Source organism: Paenibacillus sp. Marseille-Q7038 (genome assembly GCF_965111595.1).
In genome coordinates this window covers 965,984-985,824 of sequence record NZ_CBCOOM010000001.1, presented here as the reverse complement: position 1 = coordinate 985,824, position 19,841 = coordinate 965,984, and the positions used below count along the sequence as shown (strand labels likewise).

Annotated in this window: 17 protein-coding genes and 1 pseudogene; all 18 read right to left on the bottom strand. The window is 42.1% G+C overall.

All coding sequences use genetic code 11. From position 1 onward, the window contains the following. Positions 1 to 148 precede the first annotated feature (148 nt). Positions 149 to 1,414: a competence/damage-inducible protein A gene (locus ACWPWY_RS04820; protein ID WP_454190629.1), complete on the bottom strand. Its 1,266-nt coding sequence runs from the start codon at positions 1,412 to 1,414 to the stop codon at positions 149 to 151. A gap of 119 nt (positions 1,415 to 1,533) precedes the next feature. After that, positions 1,534 to 2,115 (bottom strand): CDP-diacylglycerol--glycerol-3-phosphate 3-phosphatidyltransferase, encoded by a 582-nt coding sequence (gene pgsA / locus ACWPWY_RS04815; protein ID WP_454190628.1) that lies wholly within the window; start codon positions 2,113 to 2,115, stop codon positions 1,534 to 1,536. 204 nt (positions 2,116 to 2,319) lie between these two features. Continuing rightward, entirely contained in the window at positions 2,320 to 2,808 is a 489-nt protein-coding gene (locus tag ACWPWY_RS04810) for a YajQ family cyclic di-GMP-binding protein (protein ID WP_454190627.1), read from the bottom strand. Between the two features lie 153 nt (positions 2,809 to 2,961). Continuing rightward, on the bottom strand, positions 2,962 to 3,957 hold the full coding sequence (locus ACWPWY_RS04805; protein WP_454190626.1) for a helix-turn-helix domain-containing protein: 996 nt from the start codon (positions 3,955 to 3,957) through the stop codon (positions 2,962 to 2,964). 82 nt (positions 3,958 to 4,039) lie between these two features. Beyond that, positions 4,040 to 4,807 carry a DUF3388 domain-containing protein gene (locus tag ACWPWY_RS04800; protein ID WP_191798485.1) on the bottom strand — a complete coding sequence of 256 codons (768 nt, stop codon included), beginning with the start codon at positions 4,805 to 4,807 and terminating at the stop codon, positions 4,040 to 4,042. 187 nt (positions 4,808 to 4,994) lie between these two features. Beyond that, positions 4,995 to 5,249, bottom strand: a complete 255-nt coding sequence (locus ACWPWY_RS04795) for a DUF3243 domain-containing protein (RefSeq protein ID WP_213532611.1) — start codon at positions 5,247 to 5,249, stop codon at positions 4,995 to 4,997. A gap of 98 nt (positions 5,250 to 5,347) precedes the next feature. Then, positions 5,348 to 6,118: an elongation factor P 5-aminopentanone reductase gene (ymfI, locus tag ACWPWY_RS04790; RefSeq protein WP_454190625.1), complete on the bottom strand. Its 771-nt coding sequence runs from the start codon at positions 6,116 to 6,118 to the stop codon at positions 5,348 to 5,350. Between the two features lies 1 nt (position 6,119). Continuing rightward, a complete protein-coding gene (gene yfmH / locus ACWPWY_RS04785) occupies positions 6,120 to 7,400 on the bottom strand; it encodes an EF-P 5-aminopentanol modification-associated protein YfmH (RefSeq protein ID WP_454190624.1) in 1,281 nt (426 codons plus the stop codon). 3 nt (positions 7,401 to 7,403) lie between these two features. Next, entirely contained in the window at positions 7,404 to 8,684 is a 1,281-nt protein-coding gene (gene yfmF, locus ACWPWY_RS04780; RefSeq protein WP_454190623.1) for an EF-P 5-aminopentanol modification-associated protein YfmF, read from the bottom strand. A gap of 188 nt (positions 8,685 to 8,872) precedes the next feature. Next, complete coding sequence (gene sleB / locus ACWPWY_RS04775; protein WP_454190622.1) at positions 8,873 to 9,715, bottom strand: spore cortex-lytic enzyme; 843 nt, start codon at positions 9,713 to 9,715, stop codon at positions 8,873 to 8,875. Positions 9,716 to 9,889: 174 nt separating this feature from the next. Then, the gene (locus tag ACWPWY_RS04770; protein WP_454190621.1) at positions 9,890 to 12,526 is read right to left on the bottom strand and encodes a DNA translocase FtsK 4TM domain-containing protein; all 2,637 of its coding nucleotides are present in this window, start codon (positions 12,524 to 12,526) and stop codon (positions 9,890 to 9,892) included. A gap of 78 nt (positions 12,527 to 12,604) precedes the next feature. Continuing rightward, positions 12,605 to 12,838, bottom strand: a complete 234-nt coding sequence (locus ACWPWY_RS04765; RefSeq protein ID WP_454190620.1) for a YlzJ-like family protein — start codon at positions 12,836 to 12,838, stop codon at positions 12,605 to 12,607. Beyond that, positions 12,835 to 13,596, bottom strand: coding sequence for a ClpP family protease (locus ACWPWY_RS04760; protein WP_454190619.1), 762 nt, complete (start codon positions 13,594 to 13,596; stop codon positions 12,835 to 12,837). The genes ACWPWY_RS04765 and ACWPWY_RS04760 overlap by 4 nt, the downstream gene beginning before the upstream one ends. A gap of 196 nt (positions 13,597 to 13,792) precedes the next feature. Continuing rightward, positions 13,793 to 15,470 (bottom strand): annotated as a pseudogene (locus tag ACWPWY_RS04755) (ribonuclease J). A gap of 390 nt (positions 15,471 to 15,860) precedes the next feature. Then, the gene (gene dapA / locus ACWPWY_RS04750; RefSeq protein WP_454190618.1) at positions 15,861 to 16,745 is read right to left on the bottom strand and encodes a 4-hydroxy-tetrahydrodipicolinate synthase; all 885 of its coding nucleotides are present in this window, start codon (positions 16,743 to 16,745) and stop codon (positions 15,861 to 15,863) included. Between the two features lie 28 nt (positions 16,746 to 16,773). Further along, the gene (gene dapG, locus ACWPWY_RS04745; protein ID WP_454190617.1) at positions 16,774 to 17,991 is read right to left on the bottom strand and encodes an aspartate kinase; all 1,218 of its coding nucleotides are present in this window, start codon (positions 17,989 to 17,991) and stop codon (positions 16,774 to 16,776) included. 295 nt (positions 17,992 to 18,286) lie between these two features. Next, positions 18,287 to 18,865: a dipicolinate synthase subunit B gene (locus tag ACWPWY_RS04740; RefSeq protein ID WP_454190616.1), complete on the bottom strand. Its 579-nt coding sequence runs from the start codon at positions 18,863 to 18,865 to the stop codon at positions 18,287 to 18,289. Then, positions 18,862 to 19,767: a dipicolinate synthase subunit DpsA gene (dpsA, locus tag ACWPWY_RS04735; protein WP_454190615.1), complete on the bottom strand. Its 906-nt coding sequence runs from the start codon at positions 19,765 to 19,767 to the stop codon at positions 18,862 to 18,864. The genes ACWPWY_RS04740 and dpsA overlap by 4 nt, the downstream gene beginning before the upstream one ends. Positions 19,768 to 19,841: the final 74 nt, after the last annotated feature.

Here is a 19,841-nt window from a genome sequence, read left to right as displayed (position 1 = left end):
ACAAAAAAAGGAAGAACCTGTGCAAATCTGATTTGCGCCCGGTTCTTCCGATTACTTGTAGTATACTGGTTCCAAACAAAAGCGTCAAACAAATTTGATAAAATTTATTTTACTAGTTGTTATATTTATCTACTTATTAACTGATCATCTAGTTAAGTTTTTCGTTTTCAATCAGTCGGCGCCACAAACGATATAAAATGGTTTTGGCAGAACGGATTCGAATCGTTTCCCGATTACCGCTCAGTTTTAACTCATGAACTTCTGTCTCCTTGCCTCGTTCAGCTATACCGATATATACAAGTCCGACTTCTTTTCGCTCCGAATATCCTGGGCCTGCTACACCCGTAATGGATAGTCCGTAATCTGAGTCTGTAATCATCTGAGCTTGTTCTGCGAGTACTTTCGCGACTTCAGGACTCACGGCCCCAGGCGCATCCTCTCCTTCAAGATAATGATGCGGCACATTCAGAAGCTTCTCTTTCATTTCATTAGAATAGCATACAAATCCACCTCGGAGCATGGTTCCACTGCCTGGAATAGAAGTAAGAAGGGCCATCAAGAGTCCTCCTGTGCAACTCTCAGCTGCTGCCAGCGTCTGTTCACGATCTGCCATCATCTCAACGATAACATGTTCTATCGGAATATCATGGCTTGCATACATATGCTGAGGTAAACGTTGCTGAATGAGTAGCTCAAGCTCGTTTAGCTTCACCATGGCTTCCCTTTCACTTGGAGCCTTTGTTGAGATTCGTACGGTAACTTCTCCTTCACTGGCGTAAGGCGCAATCGTGGGATCCGTTTGACTTGTAATCAAATCTTTCAGCTTGTCCTCCAGCATGGATTCACCGATACCAGCAAACTTAAGCATTTTTGAATATATTGGCATTTCGCCAGCTAAAACATGCTGATACAACCAAGGCAAGACCTGATTTGTAAACATAGGCTTCAGCTCTTTAGGAGGACCAGGAAGAATAATAAAATGGGTTCCTTCATGACTGATCGCATTACCAAGTGCTAGTCCCGTTTCGTTAAGCAGCGGACTTGCTCCTTCTATAATAGTAGCTTGACGTTTATTATTTTCCGTCATTACTGTACCGCGTCTAGTGAACATTTTTTCAATTTGATCCAAGGAACGCTGGTCCATGAGAAGGTTAAGTCCCAGAAGATCGGCTAAAACTTCCTTTGTAATATCATCTTGAGTCGGACCGATTCCACCTGAAAAAACAACAATATCTGCACGGCTGCGAGCCGTTTCTATCGCTTGTTTCATTCGGTTCGCATTATCCCCGACAACCGTTTGAAAGTATACATCCACACCAATAGCGGCAAGCTCCTTTGATAGGAACTGAGCATTCGTATTCACTATTTGACCGAGTAAAAGTTCTGTACCCACTGCTATAATCTCTGCTTTCATTTTAACTCCTCCAGTCTCCCAGCTTATGTTTCTAGTCTCCAAAAGAGCAATAGGATTAACCTATTGCTCTTTTGGTTTAATTATAAAATTATATTAAACAATTACGCTTTTGTTTAAGCTTAATTTTGACGAAGAAGATGTTTGTTCTTAACAAAATAGTCGATTCCAGAGTATAAAGTCACGATGGTGGCCAGCCAGATGAAAATGACATCCATAGGAATGGATATCAAAGCAAACGGGAAATTATTCAATAACAAAAGAGAAATTGCGATAATTTGAGTTACCGTCTTCACCTTGCCCCAAGAGCTAGCAGCTACAACTGAACCATCTAGGAGCGCTACCTGACGTAATCCTGTTACCGCAAATTCGCGACTGATAATAACAACAGCCATCCATGAGGGTACGCTGCCCATTTCAACTAAGGAAACCAGTACGGCAGTAATTAAAAGTTTATCTGCAAGAGGATCGAGCAGTTTGCCCAAATTGGTAACCAGATTGTGTTTTCGCGCAATGTATCCGTCAATTCCATCTGTACTCGCAGCTACGATAAAAATAATTACAGCAATGAGCTGGTTATAAGGAAGAGAATAGTCACCAAACTGGATTGGAGATGGATAGAAATCAAAATCAACTAGCAAGAAGATCATCATGACCGGAATCATAAAAATTCTTGCTAGTGTGATTCGGTTGGGTAAATTCAAGAAAGACGCCCTCCCCTTTAGATCGTACTTGGAGATTTGCATCGTAGCAAATCCCACCTATGTCTTTTTGTCATTCATGAGGTATGTAATGTAAATCTCAACATCTCTATTTATACTACTCTTGCATATTAAATAAACATAAATATTTTAAATATGGCGAGCATGAAAACTAATAGAGATTTACTCATGAATGCATGTCTTGTTTTACTTCATGTTTGTAAACTGAAGATCAAGAGGCAAATCACTTGAGCGCAGCAACTGTATAATTGCTTGAAGATCATCCCGATTTTTTCCAGTGACCCTGATTTGATCCCCTTGAATTTGACTTTTCACTTTCAGCTTAGAGTCACGAATCAGAATATTGATTTTTTTAGCGTTATCCTGATCAATTCCTTGTTTAAAACCAAGTCGCTGACGCACTGTACCCATAGAAGCAGGTTCAATTTTGCCATAGTCGAGATTTTTTAGCGGTAGACCTCTTTTAACCATTTTTGATTGTAAAACGTCAATGACTGCACCTAGTTTATATTCATCATCAGAAACAATAATAAGCGCATCTTTCTCTATTTTAAGACTGCTCTTACTACCTTTAAAATCGTAACGGCTCGCAATTTCCTTCTCTGCTTGGGTTACGGCGTTCGTTAGTTCCGCCAAATCTAATTTGGATACAATATCAAATGAACTTTCACTCATGTTATCCACTTCCTTTCATTAGTCATGATGCCCTATGTAACATTATATTAGAATAGGGTACATAAATCGAATCTCTTTTCAAAGTGTTGTCAGAAAACCTTACTCGAAAAAACATGTACAGCGACATTTCGCTGTACATGTTAGAGTAGGCAATTACTCGCCAGAATCTGAAGATTCATCTTCGCCTGCAGTATTGCTCTGATCAGAACTTGATCCTTCCACACGCTCTAAACGAATCCGATTCGTCGTCTTGCCATCGGTAACTACTTCACCATTAACGGTAATTTCCGTAGCGGGAGCATAACCAGATTTAATATACATTCCTTCTGGGCCCAGATCAAAGCTGTAGGTTTGCCCCTCTGCCGTGTTATCTCTGAACAATTTCTCACCACTAGAGTTCTCACCTGCATATACTTCCATCCAGCTAAGACCTGAAGCTTTGATTACAACCTTCACCGGTTCATCAGCACTGCCGCCCGCAACGTCAAAGATCGTAATGTTACCTGCTTTACCACTTGGCGTAATCTTCACTGGCTGTTCAGTTGGCTCTTCGACAGGTTCTTCCTCCGTAGATTCTTCTTCAGCCGGAGTATCTTCTCCATCATTCGGATCTTGTTGATCACCACCACCTACATCGGTACCTGGCTCCTCTGTATTCTCGCCGGCAGTTCCCTCGTCTTCGGGTGGTGTCGGCGTTTCATTTACGGGTGGGTTAAGCTGTTCCGTATCAGGATCACTTGGTGTCTCAGCTTGCTTATTACCGTTATCACTGACCGCATAAACGTAAATTAAGACTAGAATGAGAGCCAAAAAAGTCCAAGGTAATACAGTAGTGAGCCATTTGTTATTACGCTCCGATGCCGGACGGCTGGAACGCTTAGTAATAACCGGTTCCATTGTAGCTTCTTGTTCTGAATCTGGAACATCCTTCTTATGTCCTTCGAGCAACTCATCGGGATTCAATCCTACCGTTTCAGCGTAGGTTTTAATGAACGCCCGCACATAAAAGCTGCCAGGGAGGACTTTATAATCTCCCGATTCGATTGCTTCAAGATACCTTTTTCTAATCTTCGTCATTTCTTGAACATCATCAAGGCTTAGTCCTTTTTGCAGCCGGGCCTCTTTCAACTGCTGACCCAGTTCAGACATGCGAATTCCTCCTCTTTTTTTGTCTTATCAAAGATGTATTTCATTTATAAAAAACACATTTCTTTAAATTATCGCTGTACCTTTACAGATCATCGGTATAATTTGCAGTAAACGTATCATATATAATCTCTTCGTCTGGAGTGCTTCGAAGTTCAATGATAATATCGAAATCATTAAAGTCATACTCAGATTCTTGCACGAAAATATCAGGATGCTCAATTACTTTCGTACTCGGCATGCTCATGATCTCTTGCAGCAAATTATAGTGTTTCTCATTAGAACGAATTGTACTCACGATCCCATCAACAATAAAAACATTATTTGGGTTCATTTCGTCCTCAGACATCTGACTACGTATGGTTTGGCGCAATAGGGTCGACGATACAAACGTCCATCGTTTCATCGCACATACACTTCCCGCGATAATGGATTCCGTTTTCCCTACACGCGGCATTCCCCGCAGACCAATCACCTGATTTCCTTCCTTCTTAAATACTTCACCCAAAAAATCAACAAGTAACCCAAGTTCATCCCTAGTAAAGCGAAAAGTTTTACGATCATCTGAATCACGATCAATATATCGGCCATGTCTGACAGCGAGTATATCCACAAGTCTTGGCGCACGAAGAGCTGTTACCGTAATGTTATTCACTTTTTTCAGCATTTGACCTAAGAGTTGGATCTTCTCATCATCATCTGACTCGATCAGCATCCCTCTTGTTTTTCCTTCAACACCATTAATAGTCAAAATGTTTACTTCAAGCATTCCAAGCATGGAAGCAATATCACCAAGGAGTCCAGGTCTGTTCTTATGTATTTTGTACTCCATATACCATTGTTTGTACTCCATATTAACACCTCTGAAGCTTATTCCTCAATATTCGACATAATCAGTCATTCCCCGAGCAGAAAATGTTTGGATCTGAATCCATCAAACATGGGTCTTACTAATGATATATAAAATAAAAATGAATTACAAGAACCAAGGATGTAACAATTACAGAAAAGCTCCCTTTCGGGAGCTCTTCCTTGCGCCACTATGCGTTTTTCTTAGCCAATTTGACCATGAGCTTAGCAATTGTACGACGCTCTTCCTCATTACCCACGTCCCATAGTTCTTTTAATGCGCGGTTGGATGGGTTTGCCGGATCGACTTTTTCATCAAGAAAATCACCGATTTCGTAAGCAAGTTTGTTAATGACATCTTCGCTAATACCGAGTTTTTCGGCCTGCGCTACACGATCACCCAGAAATTTTTTCCATGCATCAAAATTACTGACTACTGTTGACATCATTAAATCCTCCTTAGCATTCTCATGAGATTTAAAGTGAGCAGTAGTTAATATGAGCAAGGTACGTACTCCTTATACAGGAATTAATTTACTGTCTTCTAGGTCAACCAACCGCCATTCGGCGAAATAATCTGTCCATTAATATAACCAGACTCAGGGAGTGCTAAAAAATAGACCAACGACGAGATTTCATCTGGCTTAGCAAGTCTCCCTGCCGGAATTTCTTGTTCTAACGTTCTCTTTTCCTCTTCGTCAAAGGAATTCATCATATCTGTATCCACGGCACCTGGCGCCACTGCATTCACCGTCACACCAGAGGGAGCCAGTTCTTTGGCCAGCGCTTTCGTAAAGGCATTGATGCCTCCCTTAGTCGCTGAATATAGAACCTCACAAGAAGCCCCTGAAATCCCCCAGATTGATGAGACGTTAATGATCCGGCCATACCGCTGGGAAACCATATCCGGCATAAACATTTGTGTGCAGAGGAAAGTGCCTTTCAGATTCACTGCCATGACATGATCCCATTCTTCTTCCGTGACATCGGATAAAAGACCATAATGAGAAATCCCAGCATTATTTACCAGAATATCAGGAATCATATCATAATCTTTTAATTTTTGAGCCATGCGCTCGATTTGTTCTTTACTGGTTAGATCCGCACTGACGGTCATAATTCTACCGCCAAAGTCCATACACTGCCTTGCGACTTCGTTGGCTGCTTCATGAGAGTTCATATAATGAATAACTACATTCATTCCAACAGACGCAAAACGCTTAGCTATGGCAGCTCCAATTCCCCTGCTTGCTCCTGTAACCAGAACCGTTGTATCGAGTATAGGCTTCATAAAGGATCCGGTTTCTCTCTCCATGTTAAGGACTCACCACCAAAGATACGGCCAGCTGATCCCAATTAATATGTTCTCTAAGACGACGATTTACATCTTCGAGCGTAATAGATTCATAAATAGGCAGTACACGGAAAAGATCGCCGCCGCGGAATTGATAACGAGTAAATTCATGTGCAATACTCTCAGGGGAATTAAGCATACGCAAATATCCACCCATTTTTTTCTTGCGAGTCCGTTCAAAGTGACTTTGGTCAAACCCTTTTTGCTGCATCGCTTCCACTTCCGTACGAACACGTTCTAACAGAAGATCAGGATCTTTTGTATCTCCGCCGACTGCGGAAAAGCTATACTGTGCTGAACTGTTATACTCATGCCCAAAACCATCGGATATTAAGTCTTCGTCATAAAGTTTCTGATACAGTTCAGTACTTGAACCAAACAATAAATCAAGCATCAATCGCGTGGTTAAATCCTCTCGAACCAATTCCTCGCCGCTCAGACCTTTACTAAGTTCTTTAAACCCAAATAAACATTTAGGTAAAGAAACCGCAAGTTTTACTTCCCGGCGTTTCTGTCCTACTTCCAGAGGTTCCTCTTCAAATAAACGATCTATTTTTCCTTGCTTCTCATAATTCTTCTGGGCCTGATTATTACGAATGAGGTCCATGACTTCCTCTGGGTTCACTCCACCTACTACAAAGAGAAGCATATTGCTCGGGTGATAAAATGCATTATAACAATCATATAGGGTTTCTTTCGTAATCGTACTGATGGATTCAATCGTACCGGCAATGTCAATCCGCACCGGATGTTTTTGGAACATAGCTTCGATTAATCCAAAATATACGCGCCAATCCGGATTATCTTGATACATATTAATTTCCTGACCGATAATTCCTTTTTCTTTTTCTACATTTTGATCTGTAAAATAAGGATTCTGTACGAAATTCACAAGTGTCTCGATATTTTCGTTAATATTTTCGGTAGCTGAAAATAAATATACGGTTTGATCAAAACTTGTAAATGCATTAGCAGAAGCTCCATGAGAGGCAAACTTAGCAAATACATCGCCTTCAGGCTCTTCAAACATTTTATGCTCCAGAAAATGAGCGATCCCGTCCGGTACTTGCTGCTCTTCCTTACCCTCTACTTGAAAATGGTTGTCAACAGAACCAAACTTCGTAGCAAAGGTAGCATAGGTTTTTTCAAACCCCGGTTTAGGGAGTACATATACAGAAAGACCGTTGTCCATTACTTCATAATACAAAGTTTCTTGTAGATGTTCATATCGTATGCTCTCCACCGGTCATTCCCCCTTCTGATCTCTCAAGAAATAAATGGTATCCAACTGGAACGTTTCCGCTGCCTTCTGAACATCTTCTTTCGTTAAGGACTCAATTTGCTTCAGCAGTTCCATCGTTGTCCGTTCTTTACCTGACAATTGACGGTTAAAATCGTAAGAAATCATTTCAAATGCGGAATCTCCGATTTCCTTAAGCAAATTACGAATCATCGCCTTGGTTTGGTTCATCTCCAGGTCAGAGATTTTACCTTCTTTTAAATCGGATAATTGATTCTTTATAATCTCGACCGCCTGCTCGTAATTAGGGATCTCGATTCCTGATTGAATCGTTCCAATCCCTTTATGACCGTCATATCTCGAAGAAGCATAATAAGCAAGACTATGTTTCTCCCTCACGTTAACAAACAGTTTGGAGTGAGGATACCCGCCCAAAATACCATTGTACATTAAGGCAGATGCATACTGGTCATCTCCATATGTAATGGATGTTCGAAGACCCATATTCAGTTTCCCCTGATTTACATTCAGCTTCTCAACAACGGTTTGTACTTCGCGGTGCTGACGACTACTTACTTCCGTTTTATATTCGAAAGAAGTATTGCGATTCAGATGAAAATACTTCTCTACGAGTTTTTCCACTTCTTCAAGAGTGGTGTCTCCTACTACGTATAGGTCCATTCCCGCGTTCTGAAGCCACTGTTCATAGGAATGATAAAGACCTTCTGGATCAATTCCCGGAAGATCTTTACGTTCTCCTAAAGGATGAAGACGGTAGGGTTCTCCTTTACACATCTCTTCAATACAGCGCTCTCCTGCGTAACGAATTTTATCATTTACAATGGACTCTAGTCTTTTGCGAACGGTATCCCGCTCTTGTTGAACATAGGAAGAGCGGAAATGACCATTTTCCTTCGCAGGGCTTGTAACCACTTCGCCTAGAAAAGCAAAGGATCGGTCAAGCAGACGATCACTGCTTTGAACAAAGGAGTCATTAATGGTATCCATACGGAACTGGATAATTTGATGGTCTCCTCTTTTATATACGTCAAAACCGAATCCTGCTCCGTACAGCTCTTCTAACTGCTCACGAAACTGGATTGTCTCTGGATATGATGATGTTCCTCTACGCAAAACGAATGGGATCAATGCTGTACTGGTTACCGTATCTTCTTTAAGCGGCGCGCCCACATACAGAGATATGGCAAACGTCTTAAAGCGTTTGGTAGGCAGCACATGAATGCGAATATGCTGATTGCTGCCGCGTTCGAATCCTGTATTAGTCAAGTTTCAAAACCCCTTTACGACGTCATAATTTTTCATTAATTTTCCTAGTATGATTTCATTCTAACTCATTCAAAAGCACAGAAGCAACCGGAGGGAAATCCGCCGATTGCTGTCCGTACATTCTTTATTAAGTAATTAGCTGCTGCTTTCAGAAATGTAATAGACTCTTATCCATCCCATTCTATAACTTACATGCAGAATATATGCTGACCAATCGTTTTCACCTGAGGCCTAGACCATATCCATTTAGAAGTCGCTGTTTTCGGGTTGAAGTAGTACAGACATCCTCCTGATGGATCCCATCCATCTAAGGCTTGCATTACCGCTTTCCGTGCTTGCTCGTTCGGTTCAAGATAAATCTGTCCATCTGCTACAGCCGTAAACGCACCCGGTTGAAAAATAACACCTGACGGAGTATTTGGGAACTGCGGTGATTCAACGCGGTTTAATATGACAGCTGCTACAGCCACTTGTCCTTCAAAAGGTTCCCCGCGTGCTTCTCCGTAAACGGCATTAGCCATTATCTTAATCTCATTCTCAGTTAGTCCCAGTGAGTTGGTACTTCCCATGTTACTATTCCCACTACTTCCACTATTACCCTTGTTATCACTTCCCGAGTTATTACCAGAAGATGAGTTGCCTCCACTAGCTGCCCCTGGTCCTGGCTCGGTTGGACGCCAATCCTTAGTGGCGTTGTAAAGTTTAAGTTTTGTCTTAGCACCAACGACACCATCTACTCTGATACCAAATTCCGATTGGAACCACTTGACGGAACCTAGTGTCTTGGGTCCAAAGTGGCTGTCAATCTTACCATAGTAGTAACCAAGATACTTAAGCCGGCCTTGAAGTTCATATACATCCTGTCCATAGGCACCAGATGTAACCAGGTTTTGACTAAACGTAGGAACTGCTTCGGCATTCTGCTCGATTTTTGATTCTGTCTTTTCTTCATTTGTCATCAGGATCAGACGATATGAAGAAGCCGATAGTAAGATCACGCCGGCGAGGATCCAAAGATTGATTTTTCGCATGTGTAGAATCTACCTTTCTTTAATGTTCTCTTGTTGGCTACATTTATTATGTTTAGCAGTTATTGTTCCTATTCACGTTTAGTCATAGTAGAAAAGATGTTAAAGAGTGGAAATAGTAAATATGAAAATAAAAAAGGAGCCCCTTTCGCATTAGAAAGGAACTCCTTAGTCATACTATGAACTTATTTTATTTGCTTGAAATTGTTCCATGGAGATAAGAACTTCTCTCGGTTTACTGCCCTCGTAAGGACCAATAACACCTCTAGCTTCCATAGAATCAATAAGTCTTGCAGCACGAGTGTAACCTACCCTCATTCGCCGCTGAAGGAGAGATACGGATGCCTGTTTGGCTTCTATGATGATCTGTACAGCTTGATCATAGAGCTCATCTTGAATCTCTTCCGCTTGTTGCAAAGTATCATCAATCTCAGGTACAAGCGATTCATCATACTCTGCCTCTGCCTGGTCACGAACATAGCTCACAATATTCTCTACTTCCTGATCGCTCAAAAACGCGCCTTGTACACGAACCGGCTTAGAAGAACCGACTGGCATAAAGAGCATGTCTCCACGACCAAGAAGTTTCTCTGCTCCCCCCATATCAAGTATTGTACGGGAATCGACTTGTGAAGAAACACCAAAAGCGATTCGGGATGGTATGTTCGCTTTGATTACACCGGTAATAACGTCAACGGACGGTCTTTGAGTTGCGATAATAAGATGTATGCCCGCAGCACGAGCCATCTGAGCAAGTCTCGCTATGGCATCTTCTACGTCATTGGCGGCAACCATCATAAGGTCGGCAAGCTCATCGACAATTACAACGATATAAGGAAGGATAGCAGCAGGATTATCTTTCATCAGATTATTATATCCTTCTACGTTCCGGGTACCTGACTTAGAGAACAGCTCATAACGCTTTTCCATCTCGACAACAATTTTCTTAAGCGCAAGTGAAGCACGTTTCGGGTCCGTCACCACAGGGGCAAGCAGATGCGGGATCCCATTGTACATATTAAGTTCTACCATCTTGGGATCGACCATCAGAAACTTCACTTCATCGGGCTTCGCTTTATACAAAATGCTCGTGATGATTCCGTTGATACACACGGATTTCCCTGAGCCTGTAGCGCCGGCAACAAGTAGATGGGGCATTTTTGCCAAGTTTCCGACAATCGTTTGACCCGAGATATCACGGCCAAATGCGATAGAAAGCTTGGATTCTGCTTCCTGGAAGACCGTAGTTTCCATCACTTCACGCATCGTAACAACGGACACCTCTCCATTCGGTACTTCAATACCAATGGCGGATTTACCTGGAATGGGAGCTTCCATACGAATATCCTTAGCCGCAAGCGCAAGTGCAATATCATCCGTTAAACCGACTACTCGGCTCACTTTAACACCGATATCCGGCTGAATTTCATACCTTGTTACCGCTGGACCACGAACGACTTCAAGGACTTTAGCGCGGACACCAAAGCTCTCAAGCGTAGCCTCTAGTTTACGTGCAGTTTGCTTGTAATCATTCTGATCTCCACCCTTACCGCTGTTACTTGGTCTAGACAACAACTTAAACGGTGGAAGCTTATAAGGTTTAGGCGGTGGAGCCGGTTGCTGAATGGCACCTTCTTCTGGTACTTCTACTGTTCCCGAGTCTACCTTAGATAGGACTTCCGGTGAATGGACTACATCTGAAACAGAACCAGACTCTTCCACTACGCTTGAAGATACAGCAAGGTTCTCTTCTGAAGGATAAGCATCATCCAGATCATCTTCCTCCACCGCATTTTCATTACGTACATTCTCAAAGAAGTCCCGAATGATGGGCGCTGAACTTGCAGCACCTCCCGGTTTCACTTCTGAATCTTTTGGTAAAGAGTTACTGAGCTCCGAGTATCCTTCTGCCCATGGAAGATTCGTATCCGAAGAGGCCGATCCGTAAACCACCTCTTGTCCACCCTCTTGATACGGATCTACCTGAGAATCATCATCTGCATGCTGCTTTGTCTTCGCATTACCAAACAATTGAAAGAATAAAGGTGCTTTGCGACTAGGGAGATCCTCCATATACTGATCCTCTTCGTCCTCTTCATCATGGTAAGGAATAACTTTCGGTTTTGGTTTCGTCTTATTTTTCGTACCTGATTTGCGAGTAGTCCCTGATTTAGATGTAGATTTCCATTTCGCAGCAAGGGCTCGTCCTGATCGAAGGACACGAGTTTTAAATATTCGCATTAAGTCTACATAAGATAAACCGGTAATCAACATAAAACTGATAAAGAACATAACAATCATCATCAAGTTCGCACCCATATTGCCAAATAACCATAACAATATAGCGTATTCTACCGCTCCGATGTATCCTCCGCTGATATCTCTACCCAGCATGGAAGCATTACTTGTTTCATCCGCTCTTAACAGTTCGGTTTGCAAATCAATATGTATCTGATTCATCACTTCGGATGCACGTAACAGATCCATCGGACCAAGCTTCTGTTCCATAGCTGAGATTGTACTCATTAAGGTCAAAGCAAGGACAAGCAACACCAAGCCGCTTTTTCTAAGATTCCAGCTCGCCGGCCACTTCCGATGAATCATCACCATGAGGCCATAAAATATCCCGATAAGCGGGATTACAAAATAAAACTTGCCCAGTAAAAGTCCAAACATTTTGGATAAAGAGCGTCCAACTGTGGCCTCACCAGAGAGGGCAATAACAGACAAAGTAATCAAAATGATTCCATAGATCTCGTATTTAAGAACCCCACCAAGGGTTGATTTTCTTTTCTTTTTCTTCTTTCTGGCCAAAAAAGGTCACCTCCAGAAGAATATTATACCATAAGTACATACTACAGCACATATGTTCTTTTTCGGCTGTATAGAAGGTTATCCTTGTTCTATTTTCCCTGTATAAAGCGGGATTTCTCTCCCCGGTGAATATGCAGGATCTAAATAGTCGTATAACCCTCCACTTAACATTCTTACAATAATCCCTGTTTTTTCGTCCTTCGGCATCACCTGAATTAAACGTCCCGCTACACTCATCTCCATCATAGGCAGCTGTTCTTTCCACATCCCTTCCCAAAGCTGCTCCGTAGGCATTACCGTATACATCGTCATTGTGTTAATCCTTTCGGCTCGGCCATGTCTTTCCCTGCTTGAATACGGCGATTTAATTCTTTAATCGCGTCCCCAATGCCGCCTACCGCATCCATCAGCCCATACTCAACTGCATCAGCGCCTGCAACTGCGGTTCCAATATCACGGTTAAGCTCCCCTGTCTTGAACATAAGCTGTTTAAATTGCTCTTCGGAGATCCGCGAGTGAGAAGTTACAAAACGGACGACTCTTTCCTGCATCTTTTCCATATATTCAAAAGTCTGAGGTACACCAATGAATAATCCATTCATTCGGATCGGATGTATGGTCATGGTAGCACTCTCTGCAATAATCGAATAGCTACTGCTGACCGCTATAGGAACACCTATACTGTGTCCTCCCCCAATAACCACCGTAACGGTAGGTTTCGTCATTGATGCTATCATTTCAGCAATGGCTAGTCCCGCTTCCACATCTCCACCCACTGTATTTAAAATGATGAGGATTCCTTCTATGCGCGGGTTTTGCTCTGCAGCTACAAGCTGAGGAATTAAATGCTCATATTTTGTTGTTTTATTTTGTGGCGGTAATATAAGATGTCCTGCGATCTGACCGATAATCGTCATACAAAAAATGTTCGATTCCCCAGGCGGGACAGGAACAGACGTTGTTCCTAGTTCTTGAATGGTATTTACAACTGGATTATTTTTAATCTCTTCTTGCGGTGCGATTGGGGTTTCATTGTTTGTTTCTTTTGTTTTATTATTTAATTCTTGCATTAATAAACACGCCCTTCTCTGCCATTGATAAACGTCCATATTTGTTTATTATGGCAGTTAAGGATCTGTTTCTATTCAAAATTACACAAAAAAGCCTCTTCATTCCAACAGGGAACCGTCCAATATTACCTGTTGGTTGAAGAGGCGACTGTGTGCCTTTTGATTCATCTTTTTTAATCTGTTTGTTAAAAACGTATTACACTTCCATAATGATTGGCAAAATCATTGGTCTACGACGCGTTTGTTCATATAAGAAACGACCCAAAGAGTCTTTTACATTCGTTTTGAGTGAAGCCCATTCATTAACATTCTCACTCATTAACTTCTGAAGGGTACTCGTCACAATTCGGTTTGCTTCATCTAGCAGACCTTCCGATTCACGAACATACACGAAACCTCGGGAGATGATGTCTGGACCCGAAACTATTTTTCCATCCTGTTTGCTTAGTGTTACAACTACAACCAGAATGCCGTCTTGTGATAAAAGTTTACGATCGCGTAGTACAATGTTACCTACATCACCGACACCAAGACCGTCAATCAATACATTACCGGAAGATACTTTACCTGCTTTACGAGCAGAACCACCTTGAATCTCAACAACTTCACCAATATCGGTAATAAAGATGTTTTCACGTTCTACGCCAACCGCTTCTGCAAGCAGAGCATGACGACGTTGCATCCGGAACTCACCATGAATTGGAATAAAGTATTTCGGCTTCATAAGGTTAAGCATAAGTTTAAGTTCTTCTTGGCTTCCGTGACCAGATACGTGAACGCCGGAGTTAGCTCCGCTGTAGTGAACTTCAGCACCGAGGCGGAATAGTTCATCAATTGTACGTCCTACGTATTTTTCATTACCTGGAACAGGGGTAGCCGCAATAATAACGGTATCTCCTGGTAAAATATCTACTTTACGATGTGTAGAACGGGCCATACGTGTAAGTGCTGACATTGGCTCCCCTTGGGAACCTGTGCACAGAATAACCACACGGTCAGCTGCCATTTTTCCTACTTCTTCTGGTTCAATGATCATCCCGTCTGGAATCTCAAGGTAACCTAGGTCAGAAGCAATATTAACAACATTCACCATACTTCTACCGATTACTGCTACTTTACGACCTGTCACTTCAGCTGCATTAATGACTTGTTGAACACGATGCACGTTAGAAGCAAAAGTAGCTACAACTACACGTTGACTTGCTTTACGGAAAATATCTTCAAGAACGATACCGACATTCTTCTCAGAAGGAGTAAAACCAGCTTTCTCTGCATTCGTACTATCCGACAAGAGAGCCAAAACACCTTTGCTTCCAATTTCAGCCATACGCTGAAGATCTGCAAATTGACCATTGACTGGTGTGTGATCAAACTTGAAGTCTCCGGTATGCACGACTACACCTTCAGGTGTTTCAATACATACGCCAACAGAGTCTGGAATACTGTGATTTGTTCCAAAGAATGAAGCCGTGAGGCTGTTACCAAGCTCGATTACGGAATCTTCATTAATAAGAATACGTTTTGTTTCGCCAAGTAAATTGGCTTCTTTAAGTTTGTTCTCCACTAAGCCAAGTGTAAGCTTTGTTCCATAAACAGGAACATTAAGGTGTTTTAGAACGTAAGGCAAACCGCCGATGTGATCTTCATGACCATGCGTCAGAACGATCCCTCTTACCTTGTCACGATTTTCGGTAAGATAAGAAATATCAGGAATGACAATATCAATGCCGAGCATATCCTCTTCTGGGAATTTAAGACCCGCATCAACGACTACAATGTCATTACCGTACTGAACAACATACATGTTTTTTCCGATTTCACCGACGCCGCCCAAAGAAAATCATCAATTTATCGTTATTATTTTTCTTAGACAAATGAATCTGAACCTCCTATGGTAGTTGGACGTCGTACCTTATAATAGTTAATATTTGTTATTATTGTTTAAGAAACTTACAGCTTCTCAGCCGAAGTTCCTGCACACTTATCATTAATTAAACCTTTTTCAAAAATATACCGCACCCAGTCACTTGACATCATTATACATGATTAAAAAGCGAAAAAACAAGTCGAGCATGCTTTGTAAGGTGTAGTTTTCCCGTTTTCTTTAAAAACAATCAAAATAAAATGCAGAAAACAACCTTTTTCCACTTATACGGATGGGTTTTAATTCCTCAAAACAAGCATTGCTGAAACTCTAAATATAAAGAAAAATCCCCGAAGCTCTAACGAAGAGTTCGAGGATGCTCTATTTTTTATCAGATATGTTAGTCCATCTTTGCAATCAGTTCTGAAATGAACTTAGCTTCTTGTTCAGTAGGTGCAACGAGCGGAAGACGTACTGAACCCACTTCAAAGCCTTTAAGTGTTAATGCATATTTTACAGCTACAGGATTCGGCAGCGGATGCGGTGCATCAAACAAACCTTTAAATACAGGGAATAACGTCTGATGTAAGGAAGTTGCCTTCTGTACATCTCCGTTCACGTAAGATTCAATCATTTCTTTCATGGATGAACCTATGATATGACTCGCAACACTCACGATACCATAAGCTCCCACAGAAAGGGCTGGCAGAGTTGCTGAATCATCACCAGAATAGACAACAAACCCTTCCGGAGCACCGGAAGCAATCAGCGTCACTTGTTCCATGGATGCACATTCTTTTGTAGCTACAATGTTCTCGATTTGTGCAAGTCGAAGTGTCGTTTCTACAGAAAGGCTAGCGACTGTTCTTCCTGGCACATTATACAGCATCACAGGTAAGGAAGTAGACTTCGCGATCGCTTCGAAATGTCTAAACATTCCTTCTTGATTCGGCTTATTGTAATATGGAACAACTAAAAGAACCCCGTCCACACCAGCTTTTTCTGCCTCTTGTGTAAGCTTGATTGAATGGTGTGTACTGTTGCTGCCCGTACCTGCTATAATTTTGGCTCTCCCAGCAGCATGTTTTACCGCAAAAGAAAACAACTCCACTTTTTCTTGATCCGAAAGGGTCGGTGATTCTCCTGTTGTACCTGATACGACCAGAGCGTCTGATTTTTGTACATCTATTAAGTAATCTATGAGCCTAGAGGTTTCTTCCCAATGGATTTCGCCTTGATCATTGAATGGCGTTACCATGGCCGTTATTAGTCTTCCAAATTCCACGTTTATGTCCTCCTTGATCTGTTGCTGATTATAGATGGAGCTCAAATTTGGTATGAAGAGCGCGAACTGCGCCTACCATATCTTCTTTTTTCACTAGTACCCAAATCGTTGTGTTCGAATCGGCTGACTGCAAAATGTCAATATTCACATCAGCGAGTGACTCTACAATACGAGCCATAATTCCTGGGACACCGTTAATCCCACCGCCAATAACCGAAACCTTCGCACAACCGGATAAACTTTTCGGTTTTAGTCCAAGTTCCTGTAGGACACGGATCGCTTTTTCGGAATCATAATCAAATACGGTATATACGGCGCCAGATGGTGAAACATTAATAAAATCAACACTAATGCCATTCTCTGCCATCGCTTTAAAGACCTGAAGCTGTAGTTTACCTACATTCTCTTCTGCTTCAACCGTAATTTGCGTTACGTTGCTTACATGTGCAATACCGGTTACATGACGATCAACAACGCCAGATTGAATATCGCGAACTCCTTCTGGGTGAGTAATAAGCGTTCCTGCACCATCACCGAAAGTAGAGCGTACACGCACCGGAATATGTGACTGCATGGCGATCTCTACGGCACGCGGATGTATAACCTTTGCGCCTTGGTGAGCCATATTACTAATCTCTGCATAACTGACATATAAAAGAGGCTTCGCATCTTCTACAATTCTCGGGTCTGCCGTCAGTACACCTTCGACATCGGTATAGATATCGACCATATCCGCTCGGAGTGCAGCCCCAAGAGCTGTTGCTGACGTGTCACTACCTCCGCGTCCTAATGTAGTAATATCACCTATATCATTAATGCCTTGGAAACCGGCAACAATAACCACTTGATGAGATTTCAGTTCTTCTAAGATCCGATCCGGCTTCACCTCAATGATTCTGGCATTGCCATATTGGTGATCGGTAATAATTCCGGCTTGCCCGCCCGTTAGAACGGTCGCAGTGAGTCCTTCACTCTGTGCCAAACTGGTTAATGTTGTTGCAGAAATAAATTCACCACAAGATAGCAGCAAATCCTTCTCTCTTGCAGGAAGAGCATCTCCATTACTTCCAATCCAGTCCAGAAGAGTATCTGTTGCATAAGGTTCGCCTCTGCGTCCCATCGCAGATACCACAACAACAAGTGAATGCCCTGCTTTAATTTCACGCTTCATATGCTGAAGAACACGTTCTCTAGCAGCGGGTGTTGAAAGGGACGTCCCCCCAAATTTTTGCACTAAAATGCCCATGCACGAATTCCTCCATTTGTGTATCAAGAAGACCTAAGCATAAAGGATGTAGAACAAATGGAATTTAAACCTTCTGCGTTGCTTAAGCGTTCAGATGCGATGATTTTGACATACTGCATACTTGCAGTGTCTGTTAGTAATCTGTTCTACATTCTACATCAATTCATTTTTCAAAAAAGACACATATAAGAATGCTATAAAGGATCATATACCTAAAAGTGCTTAGTATACTCACCTCGAAAAAAGGCATCTTGCGATACCTCTCATTCGTGAAGTTAACATGTCATTTGCCGCTTTACATAAGTATAGGTTGCAATTGTCTTCCTTCTAGAGCGGCATAAGCTGCTTCGGGAATCAAATGCATTTTAGCGACGAGTGAGTTCGGTTTGTTCTCTGGATTATCCTGACCGAACGGAACGAAATAGATATACTTCGCTACAAGTAATTTCGCAATATTCGCTGCGTTTAGTCCAAGGCCATCATTCGTCGAAATAGCAAGGACTACCGGCCGTTGATTCCGCATTTGCGATTTCGCAGCCATCAGAACGGGACTATCTGTCATTGCATTTGCTAGCTTACTGGTTGTGTTACCTGTGCAAGGTGCAATAACCAGTACATCGAGCCTTTTCGATGGTCCTAACGGCTCAGCCTCTACAATCGAAGAAATAATATCATTCCCTGTTATATCTTTCAACTGTTGTTGCCAGCTTTGAGACGTACCAAACCGAGTATCTGTGGTAAGTACAGTCTGAGATATGATAGGTACAACATCTGCCCCTTCATCCTTAAACCTTTGTACTACCGGCATCACTTCTTCAAAAGTACAATGAGATCCTGTTATTGCATAACCAACCGTTTTACCCTGCCAATTCATTGCTTATTCCCCCGATCATTTTGTTCACCTAAAAGCAGCTTAACAATGGAGTTGGCAATAATAACACCCGCTGTTTTGGGAGCAACAATGCCAGGGAGCCCAGGGGCGAGCATCGCTTGAATACCGCGCTTCTCTGCATACCGAAAATCGGTTCCACCAGGTGCTGAGGCAAGATCGATAATAAACGATTTCGACTTCATTTTGGACAGGATTTGTGCTGTGATTATCATAGACGGTATCGTATTAAAAATCAAGTCAGCTTCCCTTGCATGCTTCTCTAAATCCCTCGTCAGAAAAGGCTTTAAGCCCATCACTGATGCTCTAGCAATGTCTTCTTCTCGTCTTACAGCCACCCTTACATCAGCACCCAAACCTTGAAGTGTTTTTGCCATTGTAAAACCCGTACGTCCGAGTCCTAATACGAACGCAACTGAGTTATGAATCGTAAAATCTGTTTTTTGAATAGCTAGCATGACTGCGCCCTCAGCTGTCGGAATCGAATTATGAATAGCTACATCATCCCGATCAAGAAGTTCAATAAGACGAACTTTACTCTGTTTGCAGATTTCTTTTAAATAAGGTTTTGCCATACCTGTGAATATCGTACAATGTTCTGGAAGTTCAGCTGCAAGTTTTGCAGTTAAAGTTAACGTTGTCCCCTCGCTTGCATACTTAGCTTGAATATTTCCGCTGTCGTCACATCCCACCACCGGCAGTATTAATACGTCAGCGGAAGAAAGAAGCTGGTCAGACAAGGTTTCTTTGACAGCTCCTTCAGGAAAATGCTCCAAAGTATCAAATCCTACTATACTTACAGATGCATCAAGCTCTACGCAGCGATGGATGACCTCAAGCTGACGTGCATCTCCTCCTAAAACGACGATCCGAACTCCGGTCAACATCAGGATGTCACTCCTTTCAAAAGCTGTATGATATCATCCTATGCCTTACAGATAGCCCTGGTGATTGATAAGCA

Coding starts and splice junctions, on each gene's coding strand:
- ACWPWY_RS04820 (WP_454190629.1), bottom strand. CDS start 1,414: ATGAAAGCAGAGATTATAGCAGTGGGTACAGAACTTTTACTCGGTCAA.
- ACWPWY_RS04810 (WP_454190627.1), bottom strand. CDS start 2,808: ATGAGTGAAAGTTCATTTGATATTGTATCCAAATTAGATTTGGCGGAA.
- ACWPWY_RS04805 (WP_454190626.1), bottom strand. CDS start 3,957: ATGTCTGAACTGGGTCAGCAGTTGAAAGAGGCCCGGCTGCAAAAAGGA.
- ACWPWY_RS04800 (WP_191798485.1), bottom strand. CDS start 4,807: ATGGAGTACAAACAATGGTATATGGAGTACAAAATACATAAGAACAGA.
- ACWPWY_RS04795 (WP_213532611.1), bottom strand. CDS start 5,249: ATGTCAACAGTAGTCAGTAATTTTGATGCATGGAAAAAATTTCTGGGT.
- ymfI (WP_454190625.1), bottom strand. CDS start 6,118: ATGGAGAGAGAAACCGGATCCTTTATGAAGCCTATACTCGATACAACG.
- sleB (WP_454190622.1), bottom strand. CDS start 9,715: ATGCGAAAAATCAATCTTTGGATCCTCGCCGGCGTGATCTTACTATCG.
- ACWPWY_RS04765 (WP_454190620.1), bottom strand. CDS start 12,838: ATGACGATGTATACGGTAATGCCTACGGAGCAGCTTTGGGAAGGGATG.
- ACWPWY_RS04760 (WP_454190619.1), bottom strand. CDS start 13,596: ATGCAAGAATTAAATAATAAAACAAAAGAAACAAACAATGAAACCCCA.
- dapG (WP_454190617.1), bottom strand. CDS start 17,991: ATGGGCATTTTAGTGCAAAAATTTGGGGGGACGTCCCTTTCAACACCC.
- ACWPWY_RS04740 (WP_454190616.1), bottom strand. CDS start 18,865: ATGAATTGGCAGGGTAAAACGGTTGGTTATGCAATAACAGGATCTCAT.
- dpsA (WP_454190615.1), bottom strand. CDS start 19,767: ATGTTGACCGGAGTTCGGATCGTCGTTTTAGGAGGAGATGCACGTCAG.